The sequence below is a fragment of the Actinomadura sp. ATCC 39365 genome (genome assembly GCF_054392275.1).
Genome location: NZ_CP184335.1, coordinates 13432 through 25821, shown reverse-complemented (window position 1 = coordinate 25821; position 12390 = coordinate 13432). Strand labels below are relative to the sequence as shown.

The 12390-nt window shown below is 70.3% G+C and carries 15 protein-coding genes and 1 tRNA gene; 13 read left to right on the top strand and 3 right to left on the bottom strand.

What is annotated here, in order from left to right:
* Nucleotides 1–83 precede the first annotated feature (83 nt).
* On the top strand, nt 84–629 hold the full coding sequence (locus ACNF49_RS00145) for an RNA polymerase sigma factor (RefSeq protein WP_357967376.1): 546 nt from the start codon (nt 84–86) through the stop codon (nt 627–629).
* 423 nt (nt 630–1052) lie between these two features.
* A complete protein-coding gene (locus tag ACNF49_RS00140) occupies nt 1053–1349 on the top strand; it encodes a hypothetical protein (RefSeq protein WP_482942429.1) in 297 nt (98 codons plus the stop codon).
* Here the strand turns inward: ACNF49_RS00140 and ACNF49_RS00135 are convergent.
* A complete protein-coding gene (locus ACNF49_RS00135; RefSeq protein WP_357967382.1) occupies nt 1338–2360 on the bottom strand; it encodes an adenosine deaminase in 1023 nt (340 codons plus the stop codon). The genes ACNF49_RS00140 and ACNF49_RS00135 overlap by 12 nt on opposite strands.
* 106 nt (nt 2361–2466) lie before the next feature.
* Here ACNF49_RS00135 and ACNF49_RS00130 point away from each other — a divergent pair, with 106 nt between their 5' ends.
* Together ACNF49_RS00130 and ACNF49_RS00125 are read left to right on the top strand one after the other, a co-directional pair.
* Nucleotides 2467–3051, top strand: a complete 585-nt coding sequence (locus ACNF49_RS00130) for a hypothetical protein (RefSeq protein WP_357967384.1) — start codon at nt 2467–2469, stop codon at nt 3049–3051.
* Between the two features lie 41 nt (nt 3052–3092).
* Nucleotides 3093–3611 (top strand): hypothetical protein, encoded by a 519-nt coding sequence (locus tag ACNF49_RS00125; protein WP_482942428.1) that lies wholly within the window; start codon nt 3093–3095, stop codon nt 3609–3611.
* A gap of 57 nt (nt 3612–3668) precedes the next feature.
* On the opposite strand, the gene ACNF49_RS00120 is transcribed toward ACNF49_RS00125, so the two are convergent.
* Nucleotides 3669–4877 (bottom strand): pyridoxal phosphate-dependent aminotransferase, encoded by a 1209-nt coding sequence (locus tag ACNF49_RS00120; protein ID WP_357967389.1) that lies wholly within the window; start codon nt 4875–4877, stop codon nt 3669–3671.
* A 158-nt stretch (nt 4878–5035) separates the two neighbouring features.
* Between ACNF49_RS00120 and ACNF49_RS00115 the strand changes: the two genes are divergently transcribed.
* From ACNF49_RS00115 to ACNF49_RS00075, 9 genes are all read left to right on the top strand, one after another.
* Nucleotides 5036–5108 (top strand) — tRNA-Trp (locus tag ACNF49_RS00115).
* Nucleotides 5109–5185: 77 nt separating this feature from the next.
* Nucleotides 5186–5431: a preprotein translocase subunit SecE gene (secE, locus tag ACNF49_RS00110; protein ID WP_125642950.1), complete on the top strand. Its 246-nt coding sequence runs from the start codon at nt 5186–5188 to the stop codon at nt 5429–5431.
* A gap of 60 nt (nt 5432–5491) precedes the next feature.
* Nucleotides 5492–6304: a transcription termination/antitermination protein NusG gene (gene nusG / locus ACNF49_RS00105; protein WP_482942427.1), complete on the top strand. Its 813-nt coding sequence runs from the start codon at nt 5492–5494 to the stop codon at nt 6302–6304.
* Between the two features lie 117 nt (nt 6305–6421).
* A complete protein-coding gene (rplK, locus tag ACNF49_RS00100; protein ID WP_357967458.1) occupies nt 6422–6853 on the top strand; it encodes a 50S ribosomal protein L11 in 432 nt (143 codons plus the stop codon).
* Between the two features lie 60 nt (nt 6854–6913).
* Nucleotides 6914–7633 carry a 50S ribosomal protein L1 gene (rplA, locus tag ACNF49_RS00095; protein ID WP_352325431.1) on the top strand — a complete coding sequence of 240 codons (720 nt, stop codon included), beginning with the start codon at nt 6914–6916 and terminating at the stop codon, nt 7631–7633.
* Between the two features lie 239 nt (nt 7634–7872).
* Nucleotides 7873–8700, top strand: a complete 828-nt coding sequence (locus tag ACNF49_RS00090; protein WP_357967394.1) for an SCO4651 family lipoprotein — start codon at nt 7873–7875, stop codon at nt 8698–8700.
* 239 nt (nt 8701–8939) lie between these two features.
* Nucleotides 8940–9464, top strand: a complete 525-nt coding sequence (gene rplJ / locus ACNF49_RS00085; protein ID WP_125642941.1) for a 50S ribosomal protein L10 — start codon at nt 8940–8942, stop codon at nt 9462–9464.
* 72 nt (nt 9465–9536) lie between these two features.
* Entirely contained in the window at nt 9537–9929 is a 393-nt protein-coding gene (gene rplL, locus ACNF49_RS00080; protein ID WP_357967396.1) for a 50S ribosomal protein L7/L12, read from the top strand.
* Nucleotides 9930–10354: 425 nt separating this feature from the next.
* Nucleotides 10355–11983 (top strand): mannosyltransferase YkcB-related protein, encoded by a 1629-nt coding sequence (locus tag ACNF49_RS00075; RefSeq protein ID WP_482942426.1) that lies wholly within the window; start codon nt 10355–10357, stop codon nt 11981–11983.
* On the opposite strand, the gene ACNF49_RS00070 is transcribed toward ACNF49_RS00075, so the two are convergent.
* Nucleotides 11970–12383, bottom strand: coding sequence for a nuclear transport factor 2 family protein (locus ACNF49_RS00070; RefSeq protein ID WP_482942425.1), 414 nt, complete (start codon nt 12381–12383; stop codon nt 11970–11972). The two genes, ACNF49_RS00075 and ACNF49_RS00070, sit on opposite strands and share 14 nt — an antisense overlap.
* Between the last annotated feature and the right edge of the window lie 7 nt (nt 12384–12390).

The window sequence follows — 12390 nt, the reverse complement described above, 5'->3', positions numbered from 1 at the left end:
CGAGTCTAATGCCCCTGAGGATGACCTGATGCGTGAAACACCCTTCCCCGGGCGCGGGCGGATGCGATGGAATCTGACACGCCATGGACGACGACGAGGCGATCACCCGCTCGCTGGACGGTGACCTGGGGGCCTACGAGGTCCTGGTCGCCAGGTACAGCGCGCTCGCCCATCGCACCGCCGCCATGCTCGGAGCTGGCGACGAGGCCGAGGACGTCGTGCAGGAGGCGTTCGTCAAAGCTTTCCGACATCTGTCCGGGTTCCGGCGGGACGCGCCCTTCCGTCCCTGGTTGTTGCGGATCGTGGCCAACGAGACGCACAACCTGACCCGGGCCCGCGGGCGCCGCTCCGACCTCGCCGTACGGCTCACCGCCGCCGACCCCGCCGGCCCCGTCGCCCCTGACGACCCGGCTGGCGCGGCCGTCGCCACCGACCGGCGGGCCCGGCTGCTGGCGGCCGTACGCGGCCTGCCCGAGCGGGAACGCCAGGCGGTCGTGTGCCGGTACTTCCTGCAACTGTCGGAGGCGGAGACGGCCCAGGTGCTCGGCTGGCCGGTCGGTACCGTCAAGTCCAGCACCCATCGGGGGCTGGCCCGGCTGAGGGAGGAGGTGGGCGGTGAACTCGCATGACCCCTTCGACGACTTGGAAGCCGAGCTGACCGCCCTCGGCCCCCTCCTCGACACTCCGTCCCCGCCGCCGGACGACGTCGCCGCCGCCGTGCGCGCCCGCCTGGAGCCCCAGCCTCAGAAGCATGGGCGGCGGCGGGCGCGGCGGGCGCGGTGGCGGATCGTGGCGGCCGTCGTGCTGGCCGTCGTCGCCGTGACGGCCGCCACGCCACAGGGCCGCGCCGCCGTGGCCCGGATCCTCCGCTTCGCAGGCGTCGAACTGCAGCTCGGCGACACACCGCCCGCCCCGGTACGGACCACCGCGAACCTCCCCGGCGAGCATCCGGTGGACCCGGACGACCTGCCCGGCCTGGTGAGGTTCCAGGTCAGAACACCGTCCGAGCTCGGCCCCCTGACCGCGCCACCATCGCCGACCAGGGCCGGCTCGTGTCGATGTTCTGGCCGGACGGCGTCCGGCTCGACCAGTTCCAGGGCGGCGTGGACCCGTTCTTCTTCAAGAAGCTCGGCCCGCCCTGGCCCGACTACGTCGAGATGGCCGGGACCACGGCCTGGTGGATCCCCGGCGCGCACCCGCTCGGCTACATCCGCCGCCAGGACGGCACCGAGATCCCCCTGCGCCAGGCCGCCCCCACCCTCGTCTGGCAGCGGGACACGCTCACCTACCGCCTGGAGGGCGCCGGCGCCAAGGAACGGGCGGTGCGGATCGCCGAGTCACTCCGCTGAGCCGGTCAGCCAGTCGTCCACGCCCTTGAGCAGCTCCTTGCGCACCGGCTCCGGCGCGGTCGAGGACCGGATCGACTGCCGGGCCAGCTCGGCGATCTCGGCGTCGGAGAACTCGTAGACCTCCCTGGCCAGCTCGTACTGGCGCAGCAGCCGGGTGCCGAACAACAACGGGTCGTCGGCGCCCAGCGCGATCGGCACCCCGGCGTCGAACAGCCGCCGCAGCGGCACGTCCGCCGCCCGCTCGGCCACGCCCAGCCCCACGTTGGACGTCGGGCACACCTCGCAGCAGATCTGCCGGTCGGCCAGCCGCTGCATCAGCCACGGGTCCTCGGCCGCCCGCACGCCGTGCCCGACCCGGTCGGCGCCCAGGTCGTCGATGCACTGGCTCACGCTGCGCGGCCCGAGCAGCTCGCCGCCGTGGGGCACGGCCAGCAGGCCGCCGCGCTTGGCGATGCGGAAGGCCCGCTCGAAGTCGCGCGCCGCGCCGCGCCGTTCGTCGTTGGACAGGCCGAAGCCCACCACACCCTGGTCGGCGTACTGGGTGGCGAGCCTGGCCAGGGTGTTCGCGTCGAGCGGATGCCTGGTCCTGTTGGCCGCCACGATCACCGGCATGTGCACCCCGGCGTGCTCGGCGGCCTGCCGCGCCGCGTCGAGCATCAGCTCCAGCGTGGCCGTGAGCCCGCCGAACCGCGCGGCGAACCCCGACGGGTCCACCTGGATCTCCAGCCACCGGGAACCGGCCGCCGCCTCGTCCTCGGCCGTCTCGCGCAGCAGCCGGTAGACGTGCTCGGGACGGCTCAGCACGGACCTGGCGATGTCGTACAGCCGCTGGAACCTGAACCAGCCGCGCTCGTCGGTGGCCCGCAGCCGCGGCGGCCAGTCCTGCTCCAGCGCGTCGGGCAGGTGCAGCCCCTGCTCCCTGGCCAGCTCGATCAGCGTCGAGTGCCGCATGGAGCCGGTGAAGTGCAGGTGGAGATGGGCTTTGGGCAGCGTGTGCAGGGGCCGGTGCATTTCCATATTTTGCCACTGGCCCCAGGTGCGGATTCGCATGTCGCCGAAGGCTGCGGGACCGGCATCGGCACGGTAGAGATCGCCCGGATCGGGGGATCAACCGTCCATGATCCCTGAGGGTGCGGGCGTCGCGGGGCAGGGCCGGCGCGCGCTGCTCGCCGGACTGGCGTTCGCGGTGACCGCTCTCGCCATCTACGCCCTGTTCCACTCGGGTTTCGGCCGTCCGCACCCGCCTTCGGCGGGTTCGGCGTACGTGCCCGCGCCGCCCCTGAAGGCGCCGCCCCGGCCCGGCGCGGCGGCGGCGCGGCCCGAGCCCCCGCTCGCGGTCGTCTCCGACGACCTCTGGCTCACCTACCTGCCACGCGGCCTGCGCCGCAGCGGCGGCGGCCCGGTCGCCCCCGACGGCGCCCGGGCCAGGTACGGCACCACGAAGCGCTACGTGGAGGCCCAGGTCGAGCACGGCACCGTGGCCGCCGACTGGGACACCTACCGCGCGCACGCCGGCGTGCTGGATCCCCGCGAGACCACGATCCGGGGCCGGCCCGCGGTCGTCGGCGCGCATCCGGGCGGCGGCAGGGTGATCGCCTGGCTGGAACGCCCCGGCACGGGCGCCTGGATCCGGGTGAGCGACTCCCTCGGCGGCGAACTGCTGCCTATTGCCGCCTCGGCCCGTGCTCCTGTAGGAGACTAGGAGCCTTTTCCCTGGTTGATCCCACGAGTCATGGGGGGACGATGCGGCGCCCGGCAGCGGTGTTCATCACGTTCGCGCTGGCCGCAGGCACGGGCGGGTGCGGCGGCGACACGCCGCGACCGCCCACCACCACACCGCCGCCGCCGTCGGCGAGCGAGCCGGCGACCGTGGAACCCGTCACGCTGGCCTGCGGATCGACCAGGCTGGAGATCCCCGGCGCGCCCCCGCCGCTGGCCCGCGCCGGCACCTTCGGCCGCCTGGCCGCGCTCGCCAGGCGGCTCACGGTCAGGGGCGTGATGTGGCGCGACGACGAGGACGAGCAACTGCGGGTGGGCGTGGTGTGCGGCGTGCGGACGGCCGAGCAGTTCGCCACGCTGGTGGCCCGGTCGACCCTGACCGCCTACCGCGGCAAGCCCGCGCTGCGCTGGACGAGCCGCGACGGCCTGCGCAACTTCATGTGGCTGGAGAGCCCCGGCACGGCCGTCTACCTCGCCGCCACGCCCGGCATGACCGCCCAGCTACGCCAGACCGCCGCCGCCGTCAGGCACGCCGCCTCCTGAACCGGCGAAGGCGCCCCGCCGGACCCAGGAAGGCCGGCAGGGCGCCCCGTGAACCGCTCAGTGAGCCTCGGACAGCAGCTTGGCCATCCGGCTGACGCCCTCGACCAGATCGTCGTCACCGAGGGCGTAGGACAGCCGGAAGTAGCCGGGGGTGCCGAACGCCTCGCCCGGCACGACCGCCACCTCGGCCTCCTCCAGGATCAGCTCGGCCAGCTCCGCCGACGACCCGGGCCGCCGGCCGCGCAGCTCCTTGCCCAGCAGCTCCTTGACCGACGGGTACGCGTAGAACGCCCCCTTCGGCTCGGGGCAGAACACGCCCGGGATCTCGTTGAGCATCCGCACCATGGTCTGGCGCCGCCGGTCGAAGGCCGACCGCATCTCGGCCACGGCCGACAGGTCGCCGGACACCGCGGCCAGCGCGGCCCGCTGGGACACGTTGGCCACGTTGGAGGTGGCGTGCGACTGCAGGTTGGAGGCGGCCTTGACCACGTCGGACGGGCCGATCAGCCAGCCCACCCGCCAGCCGGTCATCGCGTACGTCTTGGCCACGCCGTTGAGGATCACGACCCGGTCGCCCAGCTCGGGCACGGCCGTGGCGATGCTGGTGAACTCGGCGCCGCCGTAGACCAGGTGCTCGTAGATCTCGTCGGTGACCACCCACAGCCCGTGCTCGGCCGCCCACCGGCCGATCGCCACGGTCTCCTCACGCGAGTAGACCGCGCCCGTCGGGTTGGACGGCGAGACGAACAGCAGCACCTTCGTGCGCTCGGTACGGGCCGCCTCGAGCTGCTCGACGCTCGCCAGGTAGCCCGTGGACTCGTCGGTCACCACGTCGACCTGCACGCCCCCGGCCAGCTTGATCGCCTCGGGGTAGGTCGTCCAGTAGGGGGCGACGACGACGACCTCGTCGCCCGGGTCGAGCAGCGTGGCGAACGCCTCGTAGACGGCCTGCTTGCCGCCGTTGGTGACGAGCACCTGGGACGGCTCGACGGAGTAGCCGGAGTCGCGCCGCGTCTTGTCGGCGATGGCCTGCTTCAGCTCGGGAAGGCCGCCCGCCGGCGTGTACTTGTGGTTGCGCGGGTCGCGGGCCGCCTCGACCGCCGCCTCGACGATGTAGCCGGGCGTCGGGAAGTCGGGCTCGCCGGCGCCGAAGCCGATGACCGGGCGGCCGGCCGCCTTCATCGCCTTGGCCTTGGCGTCCACCGCGAGCGTGGCGGACTCGGAAATCGCGGAGATTCTTGCGGAGATACGGGGTCGCGTGGACATGCCTCCCATGCTCCCACGCGGGCGTGACCTGGGCGATCAGGTTTGGGTTCGACGTACCGGGCAATCCCCCGTATGCTTTCGCCTGGTCCTTCCGCCGCATGTCGGCGAGCGGTTCGGTCCAGGCAGTGAGTCGATCAGGGTAGTGTGGTTGACGACATAGGGCACTGGCGCAATTGGTAGCGCACCGGTCTCCAAAACCGGCGGTTGGGGGTTCGAGTCCCTCGTGCCCTGCGAGTGCGGTCCGCGCAATAATGGCGTGTAAGCGCGCCGCAAAACTGCGTTGGATACGACAGATTCAGGTGAGGACTGTGGCGATCGACACGCGCGGCGAGACCGCAGGCAAGCCCAGTGGCGAAAAGAAGACACGCACTTCACCTGCCCTTTTCTACCGGCAGGTCGTCAACGAGCTCCGCAAGGTTATCTGGCCGACACGCAAGGATCTCATCACCTACACCACGGTCGTTCTGGTATTCGTTCTGATCATGGTGGCGATCGTTTATGGGCTCGACGCCGCTCTGGGCTGGGCCGTCCTCCGCGTCTTCGGCGGGGAGTGATCCCGCCTAGCTCGACACCGTGTGGTGTCGGCTGACGGCGACACCATTCGATTCGAGGAAATGAGGAAAGGTCACGTGTCCGAGTCTTCTGTTCCGGCCGAGGAACCCCGCGACGAGCGGGGCGACGACGAGCTGGGAGAGGCCACCGACGAATGGGGCGACGAGCTGGGTGAGGCTCGCGACGAAGGCGTCGAGGCGGCTCTCCAGGAGGCCGACGAGACCGACGAGGTCGAGGAGTCGGAGGAGGCCCCCGCCGACGCGGAGGCCGAGATCCTGCCCGACGTCGACCCGGTCGAGGAGTTCAAGAGCTCCCTGCGCGGGCTCCCCGGCGAGTGGTACGTGATCCACTCCTACGCCGGCTACGAGAACCGCGTGAAGTCCAACATCGAGAGCCGCAACGTGTCGCTCAACATGGAGGACTACATCTACCAGGTCGAGGTGCCCACGCACACCGTCCAGGAGTTCAAGAGCGGCAAGAAGGTCCCGGTCAAGGAGCGCGTGCTGCCCGGCTACGTCCTGGTGCGCATGGAGCTGACCGACGAGTCCTGGGCCGCCGTGCGCAACACGCCCGGCGTGACCGGTTTCGTCGGCCTGTCCAACAAGCCGTCCCCGCTCAGCCTCGACGAGGTCGCCAAGCTGCTGGCGCCCGAGCCGACCGAGGAGAGCAAGAAGGCCACCACCAAGGCGGCCAGCGGCCCCACGGTCGAGTTCGAGATCGGCGAGTCCGTCACGGTCATGGACGGTCCCTTCGCCACCCTGCCCGCCTCGGTCAGCGAGATCAGCCCCGAGTCGCAGAAGCTCAAGGTGCTCGTCTCGATCTTCGGTCGTGAGACCCCGGTCGAGCTCTCGTTCAACCAGGTCTCGAAGATCTAAGACGATCACCTACACTTAGACGTTCGGTCGGCCGCCTTTCGCGAAGGGTGGCCTTCCGACATGTCCGGGCGCATCCGCGTCCGGACAGCATCACGATCAGGACCCGGAGAAGGACTCATGCCTCCGAAGAAGAAGATCGCGGCGCTCGTCAAGGTCCAGCTCCCCGCTGGCCAGGCCACGCCCGCTCCGCCGGTCGGTACCGCCCTCGGTCCCCACGGCGTCAACATCATGGACTTCGTCAAGCAGTACAACGCTGCGACGGAGGCCCAGCGGGGCAACATCATCCCCGTTGAGATCACCATTTTCGAAGACCGCAGCTTCACCTTCATCACGAAGACGCCCCCGGCGCCTGAGCTGATCAAGAAGGCCCTGGGTCTCGACAAGGGCAGCGCCGTCCCCCACAAGGAGAAGGTCGGCAGGCTGACGCGCGAGCAGCTGCGCAGCATCGCCGAGACCAAGATGCCCGACCTCAACGCCAACGACGTCGAGGCTGCTGAGAAGATCATCGCCGGCACCGCCCGGTCGATGGGCATCACGATCGCCGACTAAGACCTTTCCCAGATCCGTGGGAGGGCCGGGTCCCGGCCCGCGTACCACAAGGAGACAGACATGAAGCGCAGCAAGGCGCACAAGGACGCGGCGGCCAAGGTCGACCGCGACAAGCTCTACACGCCCGCCGACGCCGCGAAGCTGGCCAAGGAGACGTCGACCACCAAGTTCGACGCCACCGTGGAAGTGGCGCTGCGGCTGGGTGTCGACCCTCGCAAGGCCGACCAGATCGTGCGCGGCACGGTCAACCTCCCGCACGGCACCGGTAAGACCGCCCGGGTCCTGGTCTTCGCGACCGGTGACCGTGCCGAGGCAGCCCGCGAGGCGGGCGCCGACATCGTCGGCGCCGACGAGCTGATCGACGAGATCGCCAAGGGCAACCGGCTCAACGAGTTCGACGCCGTGGTCGCCACCCCCGACCTCATGGGCAAGGTCGGCCGTCTGGGCCGCGTGCTCGGCCCGCGCGGTCTCATGCCCAACCCCAAGACCGGCACCGTGACGCCCGACGTCGCCAAGGCCGTGACGGAGATCAAGGGCGGCAAGATCGAGTTCCGCACCGACCGGCAGGCGAACCTGCACTTCATCATCGGCAAGACGTCGTTCCCCGAGCGTCAGCTCATCGAGAACTACGCCGCCGCCCTTGACGAGGTGCTGCGTCTCAAGCCGTCGGCGGCCAAGGGGCGTTACCTGAAGAAGGTCACCTTCTCCACCACCATGGGCCCCGGCGTCCCCGTCGACCCCAACCTCACCCGTGGCCTGACCGCCGAGCTCGACGCGTAACGGCTGCACGTTCTTCGAAAGGCCCCCGCCTGTCTCAGGCGGGGGCCTTTCGGTTCGTCCGGGTGCCTTCGAGCACCGGGTCGGAACCGTTTCGTCCGGGATTTCCGGCGTGGATGATCTCTCCAGGTGAGCGGGGTTGTGCAGAAATCGTGCACAGCTTGTCGGGGAGAACCCTGGGTTTTCCCCGAATTATGCGGGGAAGTCGCCACGACGGGACAAGCCAACCGTAGGGTCAAAACATGCTGAAGCGCAGGATAAGTCTCGCCACCGCCGCGGCCGGAGCTGCTCTCATCGCGGCCACGGTCGCCGGGTGCGGTACGAACGTGCAGCCCATCCAGGTCAACCTGGCCGCCTCAGAGGTGCTCGCGCAGGCCGCGCAGAAGACCGCAGAGGTCACCAGCTACACGGTGGACGCCGTCGCGAACGTCACGCACCCCCAAGAAGGCAACGGCAAGGTGCAGGGACGCATGCTCTACCAGAGCAAGCCCCAGCTCGCCGTCGACCTGACCCTCGACACCGTCGACATGGGCGGCCGGAACCTGCCGGGCGGCGTGCGCGCCGTCCTCCAGGGTGACACCGTCTACGTGAAGGTCGAGGCGCTCAAGCAGCTCGTCGGCGCGACCAAGCCGTGGATCAAGGTCGCGCTCAACGAAGTGGGCGACCAGAACCAGGTCAACCAGTACCTCAGCCAGATCCAGCAGTTCGACCTCGCCAACGTGACCAAGCTGGTCACCGTCTCCAAGGACGTGAAGCAGGTCGGCACCGAGAGCGTCAACGGCGCGGACACCACCCACTACAGCGGCACGTTCCCCGTGGACGCCGCCGTCGGCCAGCTGCCCGCCGACAAGCAGCAGCAGGCCAGGACGAACCTCGCCGAGCTCAAGGACGTCAAGTTCGACATCTGGGTGGCCGGCGACGGTCTGCCCCGCAAGCTCACCCTGAACGGCTCCAAGGAGGGCGCGACGCTGGACGCCACGCTGCTCTTCAAGGGCTTCAACGAGCCCGTGAAGGTCGAGGCCCCGCCCGCGGACCAGGTCGGTGAGCTGCCGAAGACGACCGTCAACTGAGAACCGATTTGGAAACTCGGCGACCAGCACGTACTCTGGTCGTTGCCGAAGACCGCCGGTCGTCGTCAGGTGCATCAGTCCTGGCGACCGAAGGATCCACGTTCTGTGGACGGCCCGCGCAGGTGTGATGCGAGTTTCCCATATGGTGTAGTTCCATATGTGAGCCCCGTGCGCCCCTGCGCCCGGGGCTGTTCTCATTTCCAGGGCCCTTCGCCGGCGGCACACCTGGAAGGAGGCCCATGGCGAGGGCGGATAAGGCGACAGCCGTTGCCGAGCTCAAGAGCGAGTTCGAAGGCAGCAGCGCCGCCGTTCTGACCGAGTACCGCGGTCTCACCGTCGCTCAGCTCAAGCAGCTGCGCGTTGCTCTTGGTGAGAATGCGAAGTTCGCCGTGGCGAAGAACACCCTGACCAAGATCGCGGCCAACGAAGCCGGTCTGTCGTTCCCCGACGACCTGCTCACGGGCCCGACCGCGATCGCCTTCGTCAACGGCGACGTTGTCGAGGCGGCCAAGGGTCTGCGTGACTTCGCCAAGGCCAATCCCCTTCTGGTGATCAAGGGTGGTGTGCTCGACGGTAAGACGCTCGACGCCACCGAGATCACCAAGCTCGCCGACCTCGAGTCCCGCGAGGTCCTCCTCGCTAAGCTCGCCGGTGCCCTCAAGGCGAAGCAGAGCGCTGCCGCCGCGGTTTTCGCCGCGCTGCCCACGCAGATGGCTCAGCTGGCCGACGCCCTTCGTGCCAAGCGCGAAGAAGCGGGCGAGTAACACGGGGGTTGCCGCAACTTCCGCGGTCCCGTTCCTAGTTTTCTGCAAGTCCTAAACGTAAGGAAAAGCATCATGGCGAAGCTCAGCAACGACGAGCTGCTCGACGCGTTCAAGGAGATGACCCTCCTCGAGCTGTCCGAGTTCGTGAAGAACTTCGAAGAGGTCTTCGACGTCAAGGCCGCCGCCCCCGTCGCGGTTGCCGCCGCCCCCGCCGCCGGTGGCGGTGGCGAGGCCGCCGCCGTTGAGGAGCAGGACGAGTTCGACGTCATCCTCGAGGCCGCCGGCGACAAGAAGATCCAGGTCATCAAGGAGATCCGCGCCCTCACGTCCCTGGGCCTCAAGGAGGCCAAGGACCTGGTGGACGGCGCTCCCAAGCCGGTCTTCGACGGCAAGGTCAACAAGGAGCAGGCGGAGAAGGCCAAGGCTGCCCTCGAGGGCGCCGGCGCCACCGTGACCGTGAAGTAACTTCCCACTTCACACAGCTCTTCGGAAGAGGCGGACACACCCTGGTGCCGGGTGTGGCCGCCTCTTTTCGCATGTAACGGGACGGCTCACGCGATTCTCATCCGCGTCTCATCGCCCGGCCAACGGGCCTGCCTAGCGTGCAGGTGTGCTGAGCGAAGCGAGATCCCGGATGGCGTCGGCCGTGCTGCTCCTCGGCGCCGGAGCCCTCTACGTGTGGGGGCTCGGGGCGTCGGGGTGGGCCAACTCCTACTACTCGGCGGCCGTGCAGGCCGGGAGCCAGAGCTGGAAGGCGTTCTTCTTCGGGTCGTCCGACGCCGCGAACGCGATCACCGTCGACAAGACCCCCGCCTCGCTCTGGCCGATGGAGCTGAGCGTACGGATCTTCGGCCTGAACTCCTGGGCCCTCCTCGTGCCCCAGTGCGCTCATGGGCGTCGGCGCGGTGGCCATGGTGTACGCGACCGTGCGGCGGCTGTTCCCCGTCCGGGCGGCGCTGCTGGCCGGGGCCGCGATGGCGGTCACGCCCGTGGCCGTGCTGATGTTCCGGTTCAACAACCCCGACGCCCTGCTGGTGTTGTCGCTGACCGTCGCCGGGTACTGCGTGACGCGGGCCAGGGAACACGGCTCGACGCGGTGGCTCGTGGGAGCGGGGGCGGTGATCGGGTTCGCGTTTCTGGTCAAGATGTTGCAGGCGTTCCTCGTGGCCCCGGGGTTCGCGCTGGTCTTTCTCGTCACCGCGCCGGGTGCCCTTCGGCGGCGGGTGTGGCAGCTCCTGGCGGCCGGGGCGGCGATGGCGGTGGCGGCCGGGTGGTGGCTGGTGGCCGTGGCGCTGGTGCCGGCGTCCGAGCGGCCCTACATCGGCGGCTCGCAGACCGACAGCGTGCTGGAGCTGGCGCTCGGCTACAACGGCATCGGACGGCTGAACGGCGACGACTACGGCGGCCTCGGGAACCTGGACCAGCAGGCCGGCTGGCTGCGGCTGTTCGACACCGAGGCGGGCGGGCAGATCTCGTGGCTGCTGCCCGCGGCGCTGGCGCTGCTGGTCGCGGTCACCTGGCTCACCCGGCGGGCGCCCAGGACCGATCCGGTGCGGGCCGCGGTGTGGGTGTGGGGGAGCTGGCTGGTCGTGACCGGGCTGGTGTTCAGCCTGATGCAGGGGATCTTCCACGCGTACTACACCGTCGCCCTGGCACCGGCCGTCGCGGTGCTGGTCGGGATGGGGACGGCCGTGGCCTGGGAGCGCGGGGCGCACCGGCTGCTCGCCATGGTGGCGGCGGGGACGGTGGTGTGGGCGTACGTGCTGCTGTCCCGTACCGAGGGGTGGAACGCGTGGCTGGGGCCGGTCGTGGTGGTTGTGGGGCTGGGCGCGGCGCTGGTGTTGTTGTTCGCACGCCGGGCCGTGGTGGGGTTGGTGGCCGTGGTGGCGTGCCTGGCGGGGCCGGCGTCGTACGCGGTGGACACCGCCGCGACCCCGCACACCGGCGCGATCCCGACGGCCGGCCCCGCCACTGCCTTCGGAGGGCGACCTGGCCCGACCACCGGCGGTGCCTTCCGCGACCAGGCGGGCACCGGCCCCGGGCTGCCCGGCACGGTTCCCGGCGGGCCCGGCGCCGGCTCGCCGGGCGCCGGCCCCGGGTGGCGCGGTGGCGGCGGAGGGAGGCCCGGTGGCTTCCGGCGCTCGGAGCGGGCCGGCGGCCTGCTGGACGCGGGGACGCCGCCGGCCGAGCTGACCGCCCTGCTCAGGCAGGACGGCTACACCTGGACCGCGGCGACCGTCGGCTCGAACAACGCCGCCGGTTACCAGCTCGCCACCGGCCTGCCCGTGATGGCCGTCGGCGGCTTCAACGGCACCGACCCCGCCCCCACCCTCGACCGGTTCAAGCAGTACGTCGCCCAAAGGCGGATCCACTACTTCATCGGCACCGGCATGGGCGGCTTCGGCAGCCCCGGCACCGGCGGCAGCGGCGAGGCGGCCCGGATCGCGGCCTGGGTACAGGACACCTTCACCGCCACGACCGTCGGCGGCATCACCGTCTTCGATCTCACCCGGAAGTGATCCCGGCTTCGTGGGCCGCCTCCCGGACCTTGGCGATGGCGCTCGCGTCCATGAAGTCCTTGCAGTGGACGATCCGGCCGCCCCTGATCCGCAACATCAGCAGCCCCGGGACGGTGATCGCCCGCTCGCCCACCTTGACGTGCGCGTTCTGCTCGACGACCACCACCTCGGGATCGTCCGTACGGTGCAACGCGACCCGCTCCACCTCCTGCGGCACGGCGGGGGAGACACCCCAGGCCGCCCGGTACCCCGTCCGCACCGCCTCCCGCCCCTCGTACGGCGGCAGCCCGCCGAACGGGAACTCGTGCCTCCCGTCCTCCGCGTACAGGTCGGCCAGTTCGTCGGCCGACTTGTGCAGCATCGCGCCGTGGAAGGCGCCGACGATCTCCTCGACGGTCATGACCACA

What these genes read in the sequence shown, in the direction of transcription:
- ACNF49_RS00145 (WP_357967376.1), top strand. Translation starts at nt 84, where the DNA reads ATGGACGACGACGAGGCGATCACCCGCTCGCTGGACGGTGACCTGGGG.
- ACNF49_RS00135 (WP_357967382.1), bottom strand. Translation starts at nt 2,360, where the DNA reads ATGCACCGGCCCCTGCACACGCTGCCCAAAGCCCATCTCCACCTGCAC.
- ACNF49_RS00130 (WP_357967384.1), top strand. Translation starts at nt 2,467, where the DNA reads ATGATCCCTGAGGGTGCGGGCGTCGCGGGGCAGGGCCGGCGCGCGCTG.
- ACNF49_RS00125 (WP_482942428.1), top strand. Translation starts at nt 3,093, where the DNA reads ATGCGGCGCCCGGCAGCGGTGTTCATCACGTTCGCGCTGGCCGCAGGC.
- ACNF49_RS00120 (WP_357967389.1), bottom strand. Translation starts at nt 4,877, where the DNA reads ATGTCCACGCGACCCCGTATCTCCGCAAGAATCTCCGCGATTTCCGAG.
- nusG (WP_482942427.1), top strand. Translation starts at nt 5,492, where the DNA reads ATGAGGAAAGGTCACGTGTCCGAGTCTTCTGTTCCGGCCGAGGAACCC.
- rplK (WP_357967458.1), top strand. Translation starts at nt 6,422, where the DNA reads ATGCCTCCGAAGAAGAAGATCGCGGCGCTCGTCAAGGTCCAGCTCCCC.
- rplA (WP_352325431.1), top strand. Translation starts at nt 6,914, where the DNA reads ATGAAGCGCAGCAAGGCGCACAAGGACGCGGCGGCCAAGGTCGACCGC.
- ACNF49_RS00090 (WP_357967394.1), top strand. Translation starts at nt 7,873, where the DNA reads ATGCTGAAGCGCAGGATAAGTCTCGCCACCGCCGCGGCCGGAGCTGCT.
- rplJ (WP_125642941.1), top strand. Translation starts at nt 8,940, where the DNA reads ATGGCGAGGGCGGATAAGGCGACAGCCGTTGCCGAGCTCAAGAGCGAG.
- rplL (WP_357967396.1), top strand. Translation starts at nt 9,537, where the DNA reads ATGGCGAAGCTCAGCAACGACGAGCTGCTCGACGCGTTCAAGGAGATG.
- ACNF49_RS00075 (WP_482942426.1), top strand. Translation starts at nt 10,355, where the DNA reads ATGGGCGTCGGCGCGGTGGCCATGGTGTACGCGACCGTGCGGCGGCTG.
- ACNF49_RS00070 (WP_482942425.1), bottom strand. Translation starts at nt 12,383, where the DNA reads ATGACCGTCGAGGAGATCGTCGGCGCCTTCCACGGCGCGATGCTGCAC.